General features: G+C 71.0%; 16 protein-coding genes, 1 tRNA gene and 1 riboswitch. Of the genes, 8 read left to right on the top strand and 9 right to left on the bottom strand.

What is annotated here, in order from left to right; translation table 11 throughout:
* Positions 1-76: 76 nt before the first annotated feature.
* Entirely contained in the window at positions 77-2,167 is a 2,091-nt protein-coding gene (locus tag ACIP79_RS08310) for an asparagine synthase-related protein (RefSeq protein WP_401220840.1), read from the bottom strand.
* A gap of 758 nt (positions 2,168-2,925) precedes the next feature.
* On the opposite strand from ACIP79_RS08310, the gene ACIP79_RS08305 reads away from it, so the two are divergent.
* From ACIP79_RS08305 to ACIP79_RS08290, 4 genes are all read left to right on the top strand, one after another.
* Complete coding sequence (locus ACIP79_RS08305; protein WP_383681233.1) at positions 2,926-4,347, top strand: MFS transporter; 1,422 nt, start codon at positions 2,926-2,928, stop codon at positions 4,345-4,347.
* A gap of 332 nt (positions 4,348-4,679) precedes the next feature.
* Positions 4,680-5,894 (top strand): L-2-hydroxyglutarate oxidase, encoded by a 1,215-nt coding sequence (gene lhgO / locus ACIP79_RS08300; RefSeq protein WP_401220836.1) that lies wholly within the window; start codon positions 4,680-4,682, stop codon positions 5,892-5,894.
* A 146-nt stretch (positions 5,895-6,040) separates the two neighbouring features.
* On the top strand, positions 6,041-6,871 hold the full coding sequence (trmB, locus tag ACIP79_RS08295) for a tRNA (guanosine(46)-N7)-methyltransferase TrmB (protein ID WP_401220833.1): 831 nt from the start codon (positions 6,041-6,043) through the stop codon (positions 6,869-6,871).
* Between the two features lie 67 nt (positions 6,872-6,938).
* Positions 6,939-8,297, top strand: coding sequence for a PrsW family glutamic-type intramembrane protease (locus ACIP79_RS08290; protein ID WP_401220830.1), 1,359 nt, complete (start codon positions 6,939-6,941; stop codon positions 8,295-8,297).
* 15 nt (positions 8,298-8,312) lie between these two features.
* Here ACIP79_RS08290 and ACIP79_RS08285 read toward each other — a convergent pair whose 3' ends face one another.
* From ACIP79_RS08285 to ACIP79_RS08260, 6 genes are all read right to left on the bottom strand, one after another.
* Positions 8,313-9,257, bottom strand: coding sequence for an aldo/keto reductase (locus ACIP79_RS08285; RefSeq protein ID WP_401220828.1), 945 nt, complete (start codon positions 9,255-9,257; stop codon positions 8,313-8,315).
* A 112-nt stretch (positions 9,258-9,369) separates the two neighbouring features.
* Positions 9,370-10,398, bottom strand: coding sequence for a M23 family metallopeptidase (locus tag ACIP79_RS08280; protein WP_383681225.1), 1,029 nt, complete (start codon positions 10,396-10,398; stop codon positions 9,370-9,372).
* 11 nt (positions 10,399-10,409) lie between these two features.
* Positions 10,410-10,567: riboswitch (cyclic di-AMP (ydaO/yuaA leader) on the bottom strand.
* Between the two features lie 206 nt (positions 10,568-10,773).
* Positions 10,774-11,964 carry a PP2C family protein-serine/threonine phosphatase gene (locus ACIP79_RS08275; RefSeq protein ID WP_401220824.1) on the bottom strand — a complete coding sequence of 397 codons (1,191 nt, stop codon included), beginning with the start codon at positions 11,962-11,964 and terminating at the stop codon, positions 10,774-10,776.
* Positions 11,965-12,168: 204 nt separating this feature from the next.
* Positions 12,169-12,242 (bottom strand) — tRNA-Met (locus tag ACIP79_RS08270).
* Positions 12,243-12,303: 61 nt separating this feature from the next.
* Entirely contained in the window at positions 12,304-13,515 is a 1,212-nt protein-coding gene (locus tag ACIP79_RS08265; protein WP_401220821.1) for an alginate lyase family protein, read from the bottom strand.
* Between the two features lie 209 nt (positions 13,516-13,724).
* Entirely contained in the window at positions 13,725-14,855 is a 1,131-nt protein-coding gene (locus tag ACIP79_RS08260) for a dihydrofolate reductase family protein (RefSeq protein ID WP_401220819.1), read from the bottom strand.
* Positions 14,856-14,927: 72 nt separating this feature from the next.
* Between ACIP79_RS08260 and ACIP79_RS08255 the strand changes: the two genes are divergently transcribed.
* From ACIP79_RS08255 to ACIP79_RS08245, 3 genes are all read left to right on the top strand, one after another.
* Positions 14,928-15,446 carry a MarR family winged helix-turn-helix transcriptional regulator gene (locus ACIP79_RS08255; RefSeq protein WP_401220816.1) on the top strand — a complete coding sequence of 173 codons (519 nt, stop codon included), beginning with the start codon at positions 14,928-14,930 and terminating at the stop codon, positions 15,444-15,446.
* A gap of 223 nt (positions 15,447-15,669) precedes the next feature.
* A complete protein-coding gene (ribA, locus tag ACIP79_RS08250) occupies positions 15,670-16,305 on the top strand; it encodes a GTP cyclohydrolase II (protein ID WP_401220813.1) in 636 nt (211 codons plus the stop codon).
* A gap of 280 nt (positions 16,306-16,585) precedes the next feature.
* Entirely contained in the window at positions 16,586-16,810 is a 225-nt protein-coding gene (locus ACIP79_RS08245) for a hypothetical protein (RefSeq protein WP_401220810.1), read from the top strand.
* 394 nt (positions 16,811-17,204) lie between these two features.
* Here ACIP79_RS08245 and ACIP79_RS08240 read toward each other — a convergent pair whose 3' ends face one another.
* Both ACIP79_RS08240 and ACIP79_RS08235 read right to left on the bottom strand, forming a co-directional pair.
* The gene (locus ACIP79_RS08240) at positions 17,205-18,884 is read right to left on the bottom strand and encodes a tyrosine-type recombinase/integrase (RefSeq protein ID WP_401220807.1); all 1,680 of its coding nucleotides are present in this window, start codon (positions 18,882-18,884) and stop codon (positions 17,205-17,207) included.
* Between the two features lie 17 nt (positions 18,885-18,901).
* The gene (locus tag ACIP79_RS08235) at positions 18,902-19,576 is read right to left on the bottom strand and encodes a helix-turn-helix domain-containing protein (protein WP_401220804.1); all 675 of its coding nucleotides are present in this window, start codon (positions 19,574-19,576) and stop codon (positions 18,902-18,904) included.
* A gap of 105 nt (positions 19,577-19,681) precedes the next feature.
* Between ACIP79_RS08235 and ACIP79_RS08230 the strand changes: the two genes are divergently transcribed.
* Positions 19,682-19,987, top strand: coding sequence for a DNA-binding protein (locus tag ACIP79_RS08230; protein WP_401220801.1), 306 nt, complete (start codon positions 19,682-19,684; stop codon positions 19,985-19,987).
* Positions 19,988-19,994: the final 7 nt, after the last annotated feature.

Below are 19,994 nucleotides of genomic sequence, written 5' to 3'. Positions count from 1 at the left end.
GCGGCGACGGGCGGATGTACCGGCCCCCGGCCCCGACCCACCCACCAGCCCCCGGCGTACACGCACCCCGGGGCGACTAGCCCCGCCGAGCCGCCCCCAACGCCCGCCCCTGAGGAACGATCCCTGCCGGCACCGCCCGCTGCCGCGCAGGCGTCCCCGTCCAGCACGTCCCCCGCCGAGCCAGCAACCGCCGCAACCACAGCTCCACGGAGACAAGATCCGCGAGCCCGTCGAGTGGCAACGGCTCCCCCTCCGCGGCGGCCCGCAGCGCCTTGCGTACGACCCGCGCCTCCACCAGCCCCGCCTGCGCCAGCAACGGCGTGTCGAAGAGCCCGATGAGGGAATGCGCGGCAACCCGCAACCCCGTACGCGCCGCCGCCGTCGAGGACGCGTGCGACGGCGCCCCCCACCCGGCCGGCAGATCCGCCACCCCGGCCCCCTCAAGGACCGTACGGAGAATCGCCGCCCGCGCACCGGGCTGCACCCGCAGCGCCTCCGGAAGCGCACGGCAGGCCCGGACGACCTGGTTGTCGAGGAACGGCGCGTGCAACCGCTGGAAGCGGATCTCGGCGGCCTGCTCCAGGACGCGAAGATCCGCCGCGTGCCGCGCGAGAGCCGCACGGGCGCGGAAGTCGCCGGGCCGCTGCCCGGGCCCGACGTCGGGCCGACCCGACGCGACCTGCAGGCGAACCGATACTTCAGCGAGCGCCTCGCCGGTCAGCCAGCGCGCGGCGGGCCCGGGTCTCGCCCAGGTGAGCGCCGCGAGCGACGCCCCGACCGCGCCGCCGGGCTCGTCGAACCGCCGCTGCATCAGCCGGTCGGCGAGCACGTCGACTCCGCTGCGGTACGGCGTACGGGCGAGCTTGCGCGCCGCGCCGTACACGCGCGCGGGAACCATGACGGACCCGTCGGCCTTGGCCAGCGCGGCGACGGGCTTCACCAGGTGGCGTCGTTTGCGGTCCATCAGGAGGTCGGCGAGCCGGGCCGGGTGGGCGTCCAGGACCTGCCGGGCGCCGTACCCGGTGAAGTGGTCCGCGCTCCCCGAGGCCAGCCGCGCCCGGTGCCGCGCGGCGGTCACCAGCGAGGGCCCCGGCTCGTCGGTGAGCGGCCCCTCCAGGTCGGCGTACGGAAGTGTCTCCTCGCCCCCGGCGACCACCACATGGTGCAGCCGGGGATTCGCGGCCAGGGACCCCGCCCTCTCCAGTTCGGACTCCCGCCCGCCGACGGCGAGGTCGTTGAAGGTGACCGCGAGGAGGCGCTCACCGGCGCCCGTGCCGTGCCCCAGGACGGTCCCGGGCGCCCCGGGAAGCCCCGCCGCGAGCAGCGCCAGCGTTCCGGAGGCGGGCCCTCCGGAGAGGTCGGCGCCGATCCCCGGAACGGGCATCCCGCGCGCGGCCCGGCGCTCGGCGGGCCCCATGCCGGGTACGGGCCCGGGGTCCACATCGCTCCCCGGCACGTGCCGGGGAGCGGCGAGACGGGTGCGTACGGCCTCCACGAGGGCGTCCCGCACGGCGTCCACCGCGCTGGTGGGATCCGCCGTGGGGGCGGCGACGGCGAGGGAGGCGACCTGCTCGTAGCCGGCGATCTCACGCGCCCCGGCGCGCAGGATCAACGCGTGCCCCGGGGGAATGCGTCGCACGCCGTCGTACGGAGTCGAGTCGTGCACCGCGGCCGGTACGTCGGGCGCGGCGAGCATCGCGGCCAGGTGGCCGAAGTCGAGGTTGGCCTCGATGAGGTCGGCGAGGGGCAGGGCGGCGGTGGCGTACGCCGTACCGCCCGCCCAGGGGGTGTAGAAAACGGGCCGCGCGCCCGCGAGGTCGCCCGCGACCATGAGCCGGCGGCCGACCTGGACGACGGCGGTGTAGCTGCCGGCCCAGGCGGTGAGGTGGCGGAGTGCCCCGCCGCGCGCGGCGAACAGTCCCACTCGCAACTCCTCGTCGGAGGCTCCGCAGGTGCCCAGTACGGCCATCCGGTTCTGCTCGTCGGCCCTGACGACCCGCACCTCGTCGGGGCGCCAGTCACCCACCGCCCAGAGCGGATCGGGGTCGCCCCACAGGAGTTGGGATCCCACCGGGTGGACGGTCTCGCCGTCGCTGCCCGTGGCGCCCGCCGAGCCGATCTCGGGCGCTCTGGCGACGGTGCTGCTCCACCCCACCAACCATCGCATCGCCGCCTCCACAGGCTGTGGACAACCAGTGCACCGCACGAACTGGGCACCATGCTGCCACGAAGGAGGCACACGGGAGAGCACCTGGGGCGCCTTGCGCTCCCTGAAGTGCGCCCCCGGAGGGGCGTTTTGGGATCGTCCGACGGCGAACCCTCGACCGTTCGACGGCGAACCGTCGACCGTCCGGCGGCTATCCGTCGATCGTGCGACGACGCCCCGGCGGCGGACCGACGACGAACCCACCACCGAATCCGCGACCTGAATGCGCCCCCGATACACTCCCCAAGGACACCCCGCGCGCCCTCAAGTGACGTGGTAGGAGCGGTATTTGCCCGCAAAGACCACCGTCTGTTTTCAGCCAAATCGGCTTTTGCCGGTCAGGTCCGCACACGCTCCGTACATGCCTTCCGCACTGCTCGGCCAACGCACAGTCCGGGAGGCGGAGTTCGCCTCCCGGACCGGTCCGCCGCCCGCGGGGATGTAGGCGGCGGTGTCCCCCAGCCCACTGGATCCAGTACAGCGGGCCGACCCACGCACCATCCATGGAAGCGCTCCCCCGATGGCCGGAGAAGAGCGCACGGACGGGCGCACAGCCACACAACGGGAGCACACCGCAACAGTCCGTACTGTCGTGCGGACCACAATCCCGCCATCCGGAACTACGCCTCTTAACGCTTGGGATGCAGCGAACTACGCTGGGTTTACGAATGCCGCGTGGTTATGCCAGCGCGGCAGCCGTCTGTGTCGAGGGGTGGCGCATGTCCAGGGAGCAACGCGGGCCGAACGAAAAACTCGGCACCGTTCTCGCCCTCGCGGGAATCAGCAACGCAGGACTCGCGCGTCGCGTCAACGATCTTGGCGCTCAACGCGGGTTGACTCTTCGCTACGACAAGACGTCCGTGGCGCGATGGGTGTCGAAGGGAATGGTGCCCCAGGGTGCCGCGCCGCACCTCATCGCGGCCGCGATCGGCCAGAAACTCGGCCGGCCCGTGCCGCTCCACGAGATCGGCCTGGCGGACGCGGATCCCGCGCCGGAGGTGGGCCTGGCGTTCCCTCGCGACGTCGGACAGGCGGTGCGGTCGGCCACCGAGCTGTACCGCCTCGACCTGGCCGGGCGCCGGGCCGGCGGCGGCATCTGGCAGTCGTTGGCCGGATCCTTCGCAGTGAGCGCTTACGCGACCCCCGCTTCGCGATGGCTGATAACCCCGGCCGACAGTTCGGTGGCGCGCGAGGTGAGCCCCGGAGAGGGCTCCGGCGCACCGCAGAAAGTCGGCCACAGCGATGTGCTGAAGCTGCGCGAGGCGGCCGAGGACGCCAGGCGCTGGGACTCCAAGTACGGGGGCGGTGACTGGCGTTCGTCCATGGTGCCCGAGTGCCTGCGGGTGGAGGCGGCGCCGCTGCTGCTCGGCTCCTACTCCGACGAGGTCGGCAGGGCGCTGTTCGGGGCGAGTGCCGAACTCACCCGTCTCGCCGGGTGGATGGCCTTCGACACCGGCCAGCAGGAAGCCGCCCAGCGCTACTACATCCAGGCCCTGCGCCTGGCAAGGGCCGCCGCCGACGTCCCCCTCGGGGGCTACGTCCTGGCCTCCATGTCCCTCCAGGCGACCTACCGCGGCTTCGGCGACGAGGGCGTCGACCTCGCCCAGGCCGCCCTGGAGCGCAACCGCGGCCTCGCCACCGCCCGCAACATGAGCTTCTTCCGGCTCGTCGAGGCACGCGCGCACGCGCGCGCCGGTGACGCCCATGCCGCGGGGGCCGCCCTGCGGGCGGCGGAGGGCTGGCTGGAGCGGGCCCGCGACGGCGACAACGACCCCTCCTGGCTCGGCTTCTACTCGTACGACCGTTTCGCCGCCGACGCCGCCGAGTGCTACCGCGACCTGAAGGCGCCGCGCCAGGTGCGCCGCTTCACCGAGCAGGCGCTGTCGAAGCCGACCGAGGAGTTCGTACGCTCCCACGGTCTGCGTCTGGTGGTGTCGGCCGTCGCCGAGCTGGAGTCGGGCAACCTGGACGCTGCCTGTGAGCAGGGCGTACGGGCGGTGGAGGTCGCCGGACGGATCTCCTCCGCGCGCACCACGGAGTACGTGAAGGACCTCCTGCACCGGCTGGAGCCGTACGGCGACGAACCGCGCGTGGTGGAGCTGCGGGAGCGCGCACGGCCGCTGCTGATGGCTCCCGCCTAGGGGGTGTCGTTTGGATCAGGCCGGATCAGGCCGCGGCGTCTGGTGCGGTGCATCGCAAGGCGGAGCGTCATCCGCGTACTGGGTGTACTCGGGTGATGCGACAACGCGGCGAGGTGCCGTGCCAGGCGTCGCGGACCCGGGCTGATCCAAACGACACCCCCTAGGTCCTTCGGCCCGGGGCGGGGCCCGTATCGCGTCCGCCCCGCCCGCCCTGCCTTCCCGGTCCGGGTGGTCCGTGGCCGGTCGCGCAGTTCCCGCGCCCTTCGGGGCACAGCCCGCTTCCCGGGTTTGAAGGCATTGTCAGTGGCGCAGTGCACTCTTGAAGCCGGGAGGTGGTGCGGGTGCGGACCGGATACGACTGCGATGTGCTGGTGATCGGCGGCGGGATCGTCGGGCTGTCGACGGCGTACGCGATCACGCGTGCCGCGCCGGGCACCCGGGTGACGGTGCTGGAGAAGGAGCGGGCCCCGGCCCGCCACCAGACGGGGCGCAACAGCGGGGTGATCCACAGCGGGATCTACTACCGCCCCGGCTCCCTCAAGGCGAGATACGCGGTGCGGGGCTCCGCCGAGATGATCAAGTTCTGCTCGGAGTACGACATCGCCCACGCCGTCACCGGCAAGCTGATCGTCGCCACCGAGAAGGCCGAGCTGCCCCGGCTGCACGGCCTGGTCCAGCGCGGCCGGGAGAACGGCATTGCGGTCCGGGAGCTGGGCCCCGCCCAGATAGCCGAGGTCGAGCCGGAGGTGCGCGGTCTCGCCGCCATCCAGGTCGCCTCGACCGGCGTCTGCGACTTCGTCGCGGTGGCCAGGCAGCTCGCGGAGTCCTCCGGGGCGGAGATCCGTTACGGGGCGGAGGTGGTCCGTGTCGACCGCCGCCCCGCGCTGGGCGCCGCCGTCCGCACGGCCGACGGGACGGTCGTCCGCGGGCGGGTGCTGGTCAACTGCGCGGGCCTGCGCTGCGACGAGATCGCCCACCTCGCCGGCGACGATCCCGGGATGCGCATCGTGCCCTTCCGCGGCGAGTACTACACGCTGGCGCGGCCCGAGCTCGTCCACGGCCTGGTCTATCCCGTGCCCGACCCGGCGTTCCCCTTCCTCGGGGTGCACCTCACCCGGGGCATCGACGGAGGCGTGCACATCGGACCGAACGCGGTGCCGGCGCTCGCCCGCGAGGGCTACGGATGGGGTGTCGTACGGCCGCGGGAGCTGGGCGCGACGCTGGCGTGGCCCGGCAGTTGGCGGATCGCGCGGCGGCACTGGCGGTACGGGGCGGGTGAGCTGCGGCGGTCGGTGTCCAAGGGGGCGTTCACGGCGGCGGTGCGGCGGTTGCTGCCCGCGGTCACTCCGGACGACCTGGTGCCTGCCCGTGCGGGGGTTCGGGCGCAGGCGGTGCTTCGTGACGGGACGCTGGTGGACGACTTCCTCATCCGGGAGGCGCCTCGGACGGTGCATGTGCTGAACGCGCCTTCGCCTGCCGCCACGGCTTCGCTGCCCATCGGGCGGGAGGTTGCCCGGAGGGCGTTGGCGGCGCTGGCGGAGGCGTGAGGGTTTTCGCCCCCTCCGCCCCTTCCCGTCCCGTTCCTGGGGGCTGCGCCCCCAGACCCCCCTTTCGCGCTTCGCGCTCGTCCTCAAACGCCGGACGGGCTGTGCGGGAGGTCCCCGTGCTGGAAGACCCTAAAATCGACCCCACTGTGTCTGACTTCCATGACTCCCCCGCACCCGCACCCTCATCCGCCCCCGCCCCCCGCGCCAAGGGCGAGCCCCGTTTTCCCGACGGGCCCAAGCCCGATCCCGCCGGGTCGCACTTCGAGCGGCGGATCCGGAGTTTTCAGCCGCGGCGGAGCCGGGTGACGGCCGGGCAGGCGGACGCGCTGGAGCGGTTGTGGCCCAAGTGGGGGCTGGACATCGACGGACAGCGCACGCTGGACCTCGCGGAGCTGTTCGGCGGCGAACGTCCGGTCGTGCTGGAGATCGGGTTCGGGATGGGCGAGGCCACCGCGCAGATGGCGGCCGAGGACCCGGAGACCGGCATTCTCGCCGTCGACGTGCACACCCCCGGCCAGGGCAACCTGCTCAATCTCGCGGACCGGGACGGACTGTCCAACATCCGGGTGGCCAACGGTGACGCGATCATCCTGCTCAGGGAGATGCTCACGCCGGACTCGCTGAGCGGCCTGCGCGTGTACTTCCCGGACCCCTGGCCCAAGAAGCGGCACCACAAGCGGCGGCTGATCCAGCCGGAGTTCCTCGATCTCGCCGCCGCCCGCCTCGCGCCGGGCGCCCTCGTGCACTGCGCGACCGACTGGGAACCGTACGCCGAACAGATGCTCGAAGTGCTGAGCGCGCACCCGGATTTCGAGAACACCCGGCCCGACGGCGGTTACGCGCCACGTCCGGACTTCCGGCCGCTGACTCGTTTCGAGGGCCAGGGACTGGACAAGGGTCATGTGGTGAACGACCTGCTGTTCCGGCGCGTACCCCCACTCGTAGACCAGCAGGACCAGCAACCCGTCGGCGACTGACGCCCGAAGACGGCACCTGACAGCACACCGTCGCGGGCGGCGTCCCTCCCTCGTTAGGGTCGATGCCGTGGCCACCAGCCCTCCGTACCCGACGCACCACGCAGGCCCCGCCGAGGGTGCCCCGCGGCGGCGTGGGCGGTGGTGGCGGAGAAAGTGGGTGCGCTACGGCGCGCTCGGCACCCTGCTCGCCACCTCCGGGCTGGTGATCCTCGCGCTCGTCCGCGAGCAGACCGGCACCGAGGGCTTCCTGGTCGGTCTCGGCCTCGCCGTGTTCCCCGTCCCGCTGCTCGTCGCCGTGTTCCGCTGGCTGGACCGCGTCGACCCCGGGCCCTGGCGGAACCTGCTCTTCGCCTTCGCGTGGGGCGCGTGCGCGGCGGCGCTCATCGCGATCGTCGCCAACAGTTTCGCGACGAGATGGATAGCCACCGCGACGGCGGACCCGACCAACGCCGACACCCTCGGCGCGACCGTCATAGCGCCCGTCGTGGAGGAGTCCGCGAAGGCGGCGGCCGTGCTGCTGGTGTTCCTGTTCCGCAGAAGGGACTTCACCGGGATCGTCGACGGGGTCGTCATAGCCGGGGTCACCGCCACCGGCTTCGCCTTCACCGAGAACATCCTCTACCTGGGCACCGCCTTCGGCACGGACCAGCTCAACGGCGAACACGGGTTCATGTCCGTCACCGCCGCCACCTTCTTCGTCCGCGTCGTGATGTCGCCCTTCGCGCATCCCCTCTTCACGGTCCTGACCGGCATCGGCTTCGGCATCGCGGCCCTGTCCGCCGAGCGCCACCACGTACGCCGTGTCCTGCTGCCCCTGACCGGACTCCTCCTCGCCATGGGCATGCACGCCATGTGGAACGGCTCGTCGAACTTCGGGGAGTTCGGGTTCTTCGCGGTGTACGCCGTCTTCATGGTGCCCGCGTTCGCCCTGCTGACCTGGCTGGCCGTCCGGTCCCGGCAGCGTGAACTGCGCACCGTGCGCACGGAACTGCCCGCCTACGCCGCCGCGGGCTGGCTGTCCCCGCCCGAACCGCACGTGCTCGGCTCGATGCGGGCCCGCCGTATCGCCCGCCAGTACGCCGCCCGCCATCTCGGCAGGCCCGCCGCCCGCTCCGTCGCCGAGTACGAGGCGTACGCGACCTCGCTGGCGTTCCTGCGGCACCGGGGACGCGACGGCCGCGCGGGCGCCGACTTCGCCGTGCGGGAGCGGGAGTTGCTCCACGAGCTGTGGAGCCGTCGTGAGGTCGCGCGCCCGGCCCTGGGGTACGCGGCACGGGCGACGGCACCGGTCCCGGCGCCCTGGCCCGCGCACCCCGCCCACGGGTACGTGGGCCAGCCGTACGGCGAACCCCACCGCGAGCCCTACGGAGCCCCGGCGCCGTACTCGACGTACAACAGGCCCATGTACAACCCGTACGGCCCGTAGTACCCGAGGCGGTGGTCAGGCCGACGCCTCCGTCAGCCGGGCCAGCTCCGCGTCCGTGAGGACGAGGTCCGCCACGCCCAGCAGTGCCGGGAGCTGTTCCACGGTCCGCGCCGAGGCGATCGGGGCCGCGACCGTCGGCTGGGCGGCGAGCCAGGCAAGGGCGACCGTGGCCACCGGGACGTCGTGGGCCCCGGCGACCTCGTCGAGGGCGGCCAGCACGCGCGGGCCCCGCTCCGTCTCCAGGTGCCTGCCCGCGCCCGCCGCGCGCCGGGAGTCGACCGTCGTACCGGGGCGGTACTTGCCGGTGAGGAAACCGGCGGCGAGGGCGTAGTACGGGACGGCCGCCAGGCCCGAGCGGGAGGCGATGTCGAGGAGCGGGCCCTCGTAGGTGTCGCGCGAGACCAGGTTGTAGTGCGGCTGGAGGGCGACGTAGCGGGCGAGGCCCTCGCGGTCGGAGAGGTCCAGGGACTCCTGGAGCCGCGCGGGCGTGATGTTGGACGCGCCGATGTCGCGCACCTTGCCCGCCTTCACCAGCCCGTCGAGCGCGCCGATGATCTCCTCGACCGGCACCTCGGTCTTGTCGTAGTGCGTGTAGTACAGGTCGATGTGGTCGGTGCCCAGGCGGCGCAGGGACGCGTCGGCGGCGGCCCTGATGTTCGCGGCGGACAGCCCGGGGTACTCGGGGTGCTGGCTGACCTTGGTGGCGATCACCACGTCCGAGCGGTTGCCGCGCGCCTTCAGCCACCTGCCGATGATGGTCTCGGACTCACCGCCGTGGTTGCCCTCGATCCACGCCGAGTACGAGTCGGCGGTGTCGAGGAAGTTGCCGCCCGCGGCCGTGTACGCGTCGAGGACGGCGAAGGACTGGGCCTCGTCGGCGGTCCAGCCGAAGACGTTGCCGCCGAGGGCGAGCGGGAAGACCTCGAGGTCGGACGAGCCGAGCTTGCGAAGAGAAGTCATGCCCAACTTCAACATGCCCGGCGGACAGCCGTATTCCGGACATGCCTGACCGGCGGCACCGACGTCGGGGGATCGCCGTCAAAGCCGCCGGAAGGTCAGGGAACTCGCACGATCAGGGGGTGAGGCCCTTGCTCTGGAGCCAGGCCATCGGGTCGATCCCGGTCTCGGCTCCGCCGGGGTGCACCTCCAGGTGGAGGTGTGCGCCGGTGACGTTGCCGGTCGCGCCCACGCGGCCAATGACATCGCCGGTGGCGACCTTCTGCCCGACGCTGACGCTGATCGACGACTGGTGGCAGAACCAGAGCTCCGTGCCGTCGTCGAGGGTGAGGATCGTGCGGTAGCCGTAGGAACCGGCCCAGCCCGCCTCCGTGATGGTGCCGCTGTGCACGGCCTTGATCAGCGTGCCGGTGGGCGCCGCGAAGTCCAGGCCGGTGTGGTAGCCGGAGGACCACAGCGCGCCGGCCTGACCGAAGGTCGAGGTGATGGTGTACGAGGAGGTCGGCAGCGTGTAGCTCTTGGCGAGCTCGGCGAGACGCTCGGCCTCGGCCTTCGCCTCCGCCTCTTCCTCCGCCTTCTTCTTCGCCGCGGCGGCCTTGGCCTCGGCCGCGTCCTCCGCCTTCTTCGCGGCGTCGGAGGCCTTCTTCACGGCGGCGGCCTGGGCGGCCTGCTGCGCCGCGGTGTCGGCCTGGTCCTGCTGCACCTCGGCCTGCTGCATGATGCGGGCGCGCAGCACCTCGCCGGCGTCCGTGGCGCCCTGCTCGGTGTCGGCCGTGGTCAGGCCGGCGGAGGTGAACGGCGTGGTTGAACCCGCGGGTTCGGGGGAGGTGTCGTCCGAGAGGATCGTGCCCACGGACGGGAGGTCGGGCAGTGAGATCGAGACCGGCGGCTTGCCGGGGGCCGCGGTGGCCATACCGCCCGCGCCGACGGCGGCTATGACACCGACGCCCAGAACGGTGGAGCTGCGCGCGAGTCCGCCGCCTCCACGCTGCTTGGAGACGCGGTGCCGGCCGCGGATGGGAGCGAGGGAGTCCGCGGTGGGATTCCACTCCTCCCGGGGGCCCTCGTCGTCAGCGCCGAAACCGAAGGTGTGCGTTCCGCTCGGCGGATACGAGGGTGCCTGGGCAGGCCCGTTGGACGCCACGTGGGCGTGCTCCTTTCCTTCCTTCTCGCCTACCGGGTTAGCTGACGGGTTCGGAGCAGGAAGGTCTCCTACGCGCGTCAAACGGCGGTGTCTCCACCGCGAAAGACGCTCGATTCACCCCAAGTTGGTGGTTCCCCGGCTCCCTTTCGGGATTAGGCGCGTGCGCACGGAGCCGTCTCTCGTGACGGCTGGGACGACCGCGCTGCGTTATCGAACGTTAATAGACGCGGGCCCTGGATTCCAAGCTGTTCTGATTGATCATTAACGCTCGCGGCCAGGACTTTCAGGTCATCACCGGAGTAAAACGGGCGAGTTGGCCACACCGCTTCCGTCACACCTCCGCTGACGGTATGTCAGTTGTTATGCGGAGGGGCGTCATTCGATCACTCCCGGTGACCAAGGGGGCGGTCCACTCGTCGACGCGGTGCTGCGAGGTGCCCGACGTACGGCGAGCAGCGCCATGTCGTCCGTCAGGCCGCCGCCCGAGTGCCGCCGGACATCCTCCGCGAGGGCGGTCAGCAGCGCCTCGGGCGCCGGGAAGGTCCACCCGGCGAGGCGCGCCGCGGGATCGTAGAAACGTCCGCGTTCGTCACGCGCCTCGGACAGCCCGTCCGTGTGCGCGAGCAGGGTCGCCCCCTCGGGGAACACCGCCTCCTGCGCGAGGTCGGCCCAGACGTTCAGCCCGCCCATGCCCAGCGGGAGCGCGGGCTCCCCGGCGTCCAGCACGACGAGCGAGCCGTCCGCGTGCAGGAGCAGCGGCGGCGGATGGCCGCGGTTGACGAGCCGTACGGTCTCCGCGCCGTGCGGGATCTCCGCGAGCACCGCCGTGGCGAACCCCTCGAAGGCGTCCAGGTCGTCGCGCCTGCCGGCCTCTCGCGCCAGAGCCCGCTCCAGGCGCCCTGCCACCGCTTCCAGCGACGCCTCCTGCTCGGCGGCCTCCCGGAATGCCCCGATGACGACGGCGACGACGGCGACCGCGCCCATGCCCTTGCCCCGTACGTCGCCCAGGATCACGCGTACCCCGTACGGCGAGTCCTGCACCGCGTACAGGTCACCTCCGATGAACGCGTCCTGCTGCGCCGCCTCGTAGCGCGCCGCGATGTCGAGCCCGCCGATCCGCTTCTCGGGCTGCGGCAGGACGGCCCGCTGGGCGGCCTCGGCGATCTCGCGGACGGAGGCGAGCCGTGCGTTACCGCGGCGGACCAGGACGTTGATGAAAGCGGCCAGGACCGCGGCCGTGGCCACCGTGACCGTCTCGGTGACCGCCTCCGCCAGCAGGACGACGTCGAGCCTGATGTGGATCGCGACCAGCAGGACGACGGCACCGGCGCCGGTGAGGACGGTGCCGCGCAGCGTGTAGAGGGGCGCCGCCACGAGCGGGGCCGCGGTGAGGAGGGGGCCGCCGGTGAAGTCGCGCGGGGTGAAGTATTCGTATACGGCCCCGGTGAGGATGAGCAGCACGGGGAGCACCCGGACGAACCTTCGCGTGCCGGAGATCCCGCGCCGGTTCTCTCCCGCCGGTCCGGGCGGGTCTCCCGACCGCTGCGCACCTGCTCGCTGCCGCACCCGTCCAGGTTTCCGGCAGCGGGGCCGGGCGGCGACCGGTGTGGGCCGACCGGGCGACGCCGGGGACCGGATCCGCGACCGACGGGACGGGACGGGACGGGAGACGGAAACACCGCAAGACGGCACCGCCAGGCGGAAGCGCCGCTACGCGAAAACACCTAGGGCCGGAACTCGTGAATCCGAGTTCCGGCCCTAGGCCACAAGTAGCGGGGACAGGATTTGAACCTGCGACCTCTGGGTTATGAGCCCAGCGAGCTACCGAGCTGCTCCACCCCGCGTCGTTAAACCCAACTATACGCCACTCGCAGGACGCCCCGCACCACAGTTGCCGCCCACCCCTCAGCCGGCCGGATTACCGTTGTGCGTGAGCGTCTCCCACGACACGAAGAGATCGTCCGTGCCGGCCGGCCGCGTCTGCTCGGCCAGCCGGTGGGCGGCCGGGACGTGCACGTCGAGCCGGTCCTCCAGGTGGTTGAGCGCGACCTCCAGGTCGGGCCCCATGTTCCGGTCGACCCGCCCGCCGCACAGCCACCCGGGCGCCGTCTCCCCCATCTGGTACCTGGAGTGGAAGTCGAGCGCGGCCTTCAGCCGGTCCTTGACGTCGCCGTAGAGGTCCACGCCCTGGTGCCAGGCGGTCTCGGCGATGTGCGCGGTCGCGGCGAGCGAGTACCCGACGTGCTTGAAGTTGCGGCAGGTCTCCTGCGAGACCCCGTCCGTGTACCGCTGCTGCCCGAACCAGTACGTGGTCAGCTTCTGCGGGGTGTCGACGGTGCTGCCCGCGGGCGTCAGCGGCACCTTCCCGTCCTTGGCGAGGTAGAAGTACGCGGGCACCCGCTGCCGGAACCGCTCGACGGCGTCGTCGAACGCCTTGTGGTCGTCGAGGAACACGGCGATGCCGATGGCGGCGTCGGTCATGACGAGGTCCCAGTTCCCGTTGTAGTCGGGGACCTTCCTGCTGACCTCGGGAAGATAGGCGGTCCGCAGCATGCCCTGGAACCGCGCGACGCCGGCCGCGGGCCAGCCGCCCCCGGTGTGCCGCACGATCTCCCCGGCCCGCGCCCACGTCGACCCGGCCCACGCGGTCTGGAGACCGGCGTTGCCCGCCGTGTGCCTCTTCACCTTCGCCGACCAGGCGTCCATGATCTGGACGGCCTTGTCCGCGTGCTCCAGCTTGCCCGTGATGCTCCACAGCAGCGCCTGCGTGTACGCCGCGATCGCGTCCTCGCGCTCCTCGACGCAACCGTGCCCGGCCCGGTCGCCGGGCGGGCACTCCACGGTCGTGTACGGCTTCGCCTCGTACCTGTACGACCCGTACTTGCTGTCCCGCATGTCCAGGAACGCCTGGAGCCACGGCTGCTTTCCGGCTTCCACGTGTTCGCGTACGGCGGTCAGCTGGTCCTTGCTGACCAGCACCCCGGGGTGCGCGAACGCCGCGTCCGCGGACCGCGCCCGCACCGTCCGCGTCTGCGCCGACATCCCGCACGACGCCACCACCCCGACCAGCACCGGCGCCAACAGCACCGCCGTCAAACGCCGCCCCACTGAACCCATGGCTGCTCCTACCTCCGAGTCGGCTCAGGAGCAGCCTGACGTGGGGAGCGGGGGGTCGCAGGATCTCTTAGCCCGCACGGGGACGATCTTTCAGCCCGTCCGGCGTTTGAGGACGAGCGCGAAGCGCGAAAGGGGGGTCTGGGGGCGCAGCCCCCAGGAACGGGACGGGAAGGGGCGGAGGGGGCGAGAAAACACGGGCTACGGAGGAGCTACCCCAGCAGATGCAGGTTGGGCGCCATCGCCCGAGACTCGTACTCCGGCAGCACGACGACCTCGACCCCCGCGGCCATCAGAACCCCGTTCCCGTCGGCCCCGGCGACGAACGTGTCCGGCTCCCGCCACGCGGTGACAACCCGCCGCACCCCCGCATCGACGATGAGCCGAGCGCACGGCACGGCCCGCGACACCCGCCGCGCACACGGCTCAAGGCTGCTGTAGACCGTGGCGCCCCCGAGCCGAGGATCGGCGGGGTCGATCTTGCCGAGCGCCGCCTCCTCCGCGTGCACCACGGGATCCCCACCCTCCCGGGAGTACCCACGCGCCAGCTCGGTCCCGTCCGCGGCCACCACGACCGCCCCCACACTGAACGCGGTCTCCGACGCCGGGCACAGCGCCGCCAGCTCGCAGGCGGTCTCCAGCCGGCGCCGGTCCGCGGCGGAGGCGAGCCCGCCGGCTCCGGGCGCGGTGGGGACGTACCGCATCAGGACGACGTCCCCGACGGCTCGCGTCTCCACGAGCCGCAGCCGCCCCGGGGGGTAGGGGCCGGGCCCGAAGAGCCGGGGCGCGTCCGTCTCGCCGACGAAGAGCGGTGCGACGGCGAGCTGGATCTCGTCCGCGAGGCCCTCCCGCGACAACTGCGTGTGCACCCGGCCGCCACCCTCGACCATCAGGCGCCGCACACCCCGTACGTCATGCAGGTGTTCGAGGACGGCCCGCCAGTCCAGCTCGGGACCGACCGGGACGATGTCGGCGGGCAGGCCGAGGCCGCGCAGGCGCTCGGCGCCCTTGTCGGTCGTGTAGACGGCCTTCTCGCCGCCGGTGTGCCAGAACCGCGCCTCGGGATCCAGGTCGCCGGACCCGCTGACCGTGACCTTCAGCGGGTACGCGGAGCGCCCCGCCGCGACCCTGGCCGCGCGCCGCTCGGGCGAGTTGACCAGCAGCCGGGGGTTGTCGGTGCGGAGGGTGCCGGCGCCGATCAGGATCGCGTCGCTGGAGGCCCGTACCTCGTCGACCCGGTCGAAGTCGGCGGCGCCGGAGAGGAGCAGCCGTTCGGGGCCGGTGTCGTCGAGGAAGCCGTCGAGGGAGACGGCGGCGGACAGCAGGACGTAGGGGTGGGGCATGGGGTGCCGCCTCCAGCTCCGAGCTCTCGGCTCTCAGTGGTTCAAGTTTTAAACAATACCTAGACTGAGGGCATGACGACCCGCTGGCTCTCCCCCGCCGAACAGCGCGCCTGGCGCTCGTACGTCTCCGCCACCTCACTCCTGGAGGACGCGATCGACCGGCAGCTCCAGGCGCGGGCAGGGATGCCCCACCTTTACTACTCCATCCTCGCCATGCTCTCCGAAGCGCCGGACCGGCGGCTGCGGATGACCGAACTCGCGGAGATCCTGAAGATCACCCGGAGCCGGCTGACGTACGCCGTGACGCGGCTGGAGAAGGACGGCACGGTACGCCGGGAGGGGTGCCCCACCGACAGGCGCGGGCACGTCGCCGTCCTCACGGACGAGGGCATGGCCGTGCTGGAGCGGACGGCGCCGGGGCATGTGGCGACGGTCCGGGCGGCGCTCTTCGACCATCTGACCCCCGAGCAGGTGGGGCAGTTGGAGGAGATCTGCGGGAGCGTCACGCGGGGGATCCAGGGCGGGAGTCCGGGCCTGTACGGGGAAGATCTGCCGTGGCGGCGACGTTCATCCACATCATCCACGCCATGAGGCGCGGGCTGCGCGAACGGTGAGACGTACGGGACACCGCGTAAGCGGCGACACGTACTGCTCGGACTCCATCGCCTGAGCTTGAGTGCTCGAACTCGAACTCGATTGCTCGGACGTGATTGCTTGAACTTTAAAGCAGCGTGTACTGTCTGATTCCGACGATGTGCTTCAAATCTGAAGCGTCGGGTCGACCCGAACGAGCCCGCCGGACCGGAGAAACAACATGCGCGACTTCCCCACCGCCACGGTGCGCACCCGCGTCGCCGTGCCCCTGCGTTTCGGCGACGGCTACTCGGTCGACGCGGAGCTGGTCACCTTCCACGGCCTCGCCGACGGCATGGAACACCTGGCCGTGGTCCTCGGCGACCCCGGGGCGACGCCGCTGGTGCGGCTGCACTCCGAGTGCCTGACGGGCGATGTCTTCGGCTCGGCCCGCTGCGACTGCGGGCCGCAGCTGCGCGAGGCGGTGGAACGGATCGCGGACCGGGGCGGCGTCCTGCTCTACCTCCGACAGGAGGGCCGCGGCATCGGCCTCTACAACAAGCTCGACGCGTACGCCCTCCAGGACCAGGGCCTCGACACGTACGCCGCGAACGCCGCGCTCGGGCTGCCCGAGGACGACCGCGACTACACGGCCGCCGCGCAGATGCTCCAGGCCCTGGGCGTCGACTCCCTGGACCTGCTCTCCAACAACCCCGACAAGGCCGACCAGCTCCGCGACCTCGGCGTCACCGTCTCCCACCGCGTCCCGACCGGCGTCTTCACCACGGCCCACAACGTCCGCTACCTCCGCGCGAAGGTCCTCCAGACCCACCACACGCTCCCGCTGGGTGAGCTGACGGAACTCACGGCGGGCTGACGTACGCGCGTCCCGATCCCCCCTCTCCATCGCCCACCCCGGCGCTCCGCGGAAGCCCAACACCGCGGCGTGCGCCGGGGTTTGGCATGTCGGAAGAATTTTCCCGCCCGGGTGCATCCGGGCGGGGTCCGCGTCGAGAAGTGTTGCCAGAACGCGGCGGGCCGTCCTCCGCGCGACACCGGACTGGAGTGGACATGCAGCCTGTGGGGGGCACGAGCACGCACTGTGGTGCCGGTCCCGGCGCACGGCGTCACGACCCGGTCACCCTCGCCGACCGACCATGAACTGGCAGCCGACCCCTCCGCACGTCGATCACCTGACGCACGCCCAGTACTCCGGCTGGAACTGCTGCTGGTGCGGCACACCACTGCTCCGGGGCGCGAGATCGGCCGGCCGGGCGCCAGGCAAGACCGGCGTGCACGACCTGAGCGTCGAGGTCTACGAGTGCGGACCGAGCTGCCCGAAGCGCCCCCGGCATCCTTCGCAGAGCGGGGAGATCCCGTGAGCTCGCTCCCTGCCGCATCACAGCTAAATCGCTGACAGTTCGACCCAGCATGGGGCGAGCTGTCGGTCTCCAGGTCCTCAAAACGCACCGAAGGCCCAGGTCAGATCCCCTCTGACCTGGGCCTTGTCGGTAGACCCTGTGGGACTCGAACCCACAACCAATGGATTAAAAGTCTGTGGATCCATTGGGCCGGACTTTCCCGCCCTGTGTCGCCCTCTGTCGGTGTGCACCGGTCCGTGCTGGTCACGGCAAGGTACTCGCAATCCGCGCACCCCTCGTACTGTCGCTCTGTGCCGCTCCGTGTCGACTACTTCCGGGGCATTCGGCTGAGCATTGGCTGAGCAGAAAGGCCCCGCCACCTGGGGTGACGAGGCCTCGTTCGTTCCACTCAACTCTACGCCGGGCCCTCCCCGTTGTCAGTGCTGCCAACTATCGTGGAGCCATCCACATCAGCGCTCGCTGGCTGCGACGCGGCAGGCCCCGTCTCCGGTGCAGCACCCGGCGGCGGGGCCTCGCTCTGTGCCCGCCTGGCGCGCGGCACGGCGGCCGCCGCCTTCTCCGTGAGCTCCTCCTCGTACTCCTCGAACAGCTCCATGTAGGTGTCGACCGTGAGCACGTAGGTCGAGTGCCGCAGCTTCACCTTCGCGTCGTTCATGTCTCCGCCGCCGGCCTTCACGAGCGCCGCTGCGCCGTGCCTCAGGTCGCGGAGATTGATGGGCGGCAGGTCGGCGGCTTCCATGATCCGCTTGAATGCCTTCGAGACGACGTCGGGGTGCAGCCACTCCCCCGACTCGGTCGTGAACATCTTGCCGGTGTCGACCCAGTCCGCCGTGTCCTTGCCCTGCTCCCGCTCGGCGGCGGCCCGTGTGTTCCAGGCGTCGCGCTCGGCTCGCTGCCGGGCTCGGTGCTCTTCGAGGACGGCGACCGTGCCCGCGTCCAGCTTCACCGTCGACGCGGAGTCCTGTGTCTTGGGAGTCGTCTCGATCGGCGTCCAGCCGTCGACCACGATCTCGGTAGCTACGAGGATCGTCTTCTTGGCCGCGCTGAAGTTCTCCCAGTCCTGGCCCACCCCCTCGCCGCGGCGCAGGCCGTGGTGGGCGATCAGGTGGAAGAAGGCGTACAGGCGGTCGCCTTCGGCGGCGTCGAGGAACGCTCCGAGCTGGGCAGGGTTCCACACCATCACGGGGGACGGCTTCGACCCGGTCTCCCGCCAGCGCGCGACCCGCTCGTCCGTCCACAGCAGGCCCTTCGGCCGGGCGGCCGTCGCCAGTTCGACGTGCTGTGCGGCGTTGAAGGTGATGAGCTGTGCGGCGATCGCCTTGTTCAGCGCCATGCGGAGCGTGCGGCGGATCGCCTGTTTCGTGGCGGGGCCGGTGATCCGGCGGAAGGGCGGCATGCCCGCGAGCTTCTCCCGCTCGGCGGCGAGCTGGGCCCGCTCGGCGGCTTTCGGCGCCCCGGGCTTCCCTCGCTTGGACCGCGTGACTTGCTCGCGGCGTGCGGCGTTCTCGGCGGCTGTCACGTCGTTGCGGTCGTCGATCGCGTTGAACATGTCCTGCACGTGGCCGACGGACAGGCGGTCCAGGCGCAGGTGCCCGATGGCGGGTTTGAGGTGGACGCGGATGTGGCTGTCGTAGCCGTGGTTCGTGGTGGTCCTGGTCGCCTTCTTGGTCATGACCTGGTCGAGCCAGTCGCCGATGAGCGTCTTGCCGTCCAGCGGGATGCCCACGCCGAGCTTGCGGGACACCTCGGTCGGGTCGGGGATGTCGCCGCGCGACGTCTGCAGCTCGGCAAGGAGGTCGCCGACTCGGCGTTGCCCGTCCTCGTCGTCGCCGGGAAGGTCGAGGATGGCGCGGATGCGGTCAAGGTCGGCCTGCGCGTCCTTGACTGTGGTGTAGCCGGTGCGCTGGAAGCGACGCCGGGTGCCGTCTTCGCTGTCGGGGAGTTCCTGGTTGACGCGGTGCTTGCCGTGCGACCGTTTCGGCAGCTGCGGGCACTTCGTGCCGAGCCGTTTGCCGTCCGTGCCGCGGCACTCACACCGCTTGCTGATGCCGCCGGCGCGGCGAGCGTGAGGCATGTGGACCTCTCTTGACGTCAGAACGGCGGGAATTGCCCCTTGTACATCCAGTACCCTTCGCCTTCCTTTGAAGAATTCTCGGGCACTGGCAAATCGTCGACCTTCAGATAAGTTTTCGGCAGCTTCAAGCCCCGTCGCACCATCTCTTCGCGAAGCGCCTTGAGTTCAAGACTTAGCATATTCGCACGTTCCCGAGCAGCGTCGCCTTCTGGACCTGAGAAATCGTTTTCGTGTGAGATATCGTCTTCGAAGATGTCCTTGTAGATGCGGCTGATGCGGTGCTCAAGTGACCGATGCTCACGGGAAATAGTGAGTGCCCACTCGTCGCGTGGCATCACATCCAAGGTCGACCTTTCGTCGATTTGCGTCACGCCAGAGAACCAGTTGATTGCACGAATAGTGTCAATACGACGCCCCGGCAGATACTCCACCTCCGCTTCGTACCCCGCAGGGAAGATGAAGGCGATGGGAGGAATCCTCAATGCCCTAGCCAGAACAATCACCTCTGCTACGGAGACATTCGTTCGCCTTCCGTTTTCGATATTCGAGATGACCGTGCGCGGGATTGGCGCCCCCAGCTTGCCGCACGCGTCCGACAACTGTTGAGCACTCATGCCGGCAGCTAGCCGATGACGCCGAATCTCCCTGGCGATCGAAGTGCCAATGCGTGTCACCCAGTCCTCTTGCTCCATATCGATCCAAGATGCGCGAGAGGTTGCACCGTGTCAACCCGTGCCGTAGAGTCCAGCCACCGATCGAGTCGGAATGACCCGAACATGGCTAGGAGTTGCTCCAAAATGACCCAACCGTCTGTCGCTGCCCGCCGTAAGGGGCTGACCATCACGGAGGCTCTGGAACTCCCCGTGATGTTCGACGTCTGGCCGACCGTGGGCGCCGCCTGCCAGCTCGGCCGCACGGCCACCTATCAGTTGGCGCGCGAGGGCGCGTTGCCCATCCCAGTCCTGCGGGTGGGCCGACAGCTCCGTGCACGCCGCAGCGACCTTCTCAGCTTCCTCGGCATCACCGAGGAGAACGGCGACGGCGCCAGGGTTGCACCCCTGACGCCGCTTGCCGAACGCACTACCGAATCCACTGGCAAGTAGAAGAGAG

This window comes from Streptomyces sp. NPDC088747, assembly GCF_044751025.1.
Taxonomy (GTDB): Bacteria; Actinomycetota; Actinomycetes; order Streptomycetales; family Streptomycetaceae; genus Streptomyces.
This window is presented reverse-complemented; position numbering and strand designations above follow the sequence as displayed.

Bases quoted from the DNA above. Each gene is read 5' to 3' on its own strand.
- ACIP79_RS08310 (WP_401220840.1), bottom strand. From the start codon at position 2,167: ATGCGATGGTTGGTGGGGTGGAGCAGCACCGTCGCCAGAGCGCCCGAG.
- ACIP79_RS08285 (WP_401220828.1), bottom strand. From the start codon at position 9,257: ATGACTTCTCTTCGCAAGCTCGGCTCGTCCGACCTCGAGGTCTTCCCG.
- ACIP79_RS08230 (WP_401220801.1), top strand. From the start codon at position 19,682: ATGACCCAACCGTCTGTCGCTGCCCGCCGTAAGGGGCTGACCATCACG.
- ribA (WP_401220813.1), top strand. From the start codon at position 15,670: ATGCGCGACTTCCCCACCGCCACGGTGCGCACCCGCGTCGCCGTGCCC.
- ACIP79_RS08245 (WP_401220810.1), top strand. From the start codon at position 16,586: ATGAACTGGCAGCCGACCCCTCCGCACGTCGATCACCTGACGCACGCC.
- ACIP79_RS08235 (WP_401220804.1), bottom strand. From the start codon at position 19,576: ATGGAGCAAGAGGACTGGGTGACACGCATTGGCACTTCGATCGCCAGG.
- ACIP79_RS08240 (WP_401220807.1), bottom strand. From the start codon at position 18,884: ATGCCTCACGCTCGCCGCGCCGGCGGCATCAGCAAGCGGTGTGAGTGC.
- ACIP79_RS08255 (WP_401220816.1), top strand. From the start codon at position 14,928: ATGACGACCCGCTGGCTCTCCCCCGCCGAACAGCGCGCCTGGCGCTCG.
- ACIP79_RS08305 (WP_383681233.1), top strand. From the start codon at position 2,926: ATGTCCAGGGAGCAACGCGGGCCGAACGAAAAACTCGGCACCGTTCTC.
- ACIP79_RS08265 (WP_401220821.1), bottom strand. From the start codon at position 13,515: ATGGGTTCAGTGGGGCGGCGTTTGACGGCGGTGCTGTTGGCGCCGGTG.
- ACIP79_RS08260 (WP_401220819.1), bottom strand. From the start codon at position 14,855: ATGCCCCACCCCTACGTCCTGCTGTCCGCCGCCGTCTCCCTCGACGGC.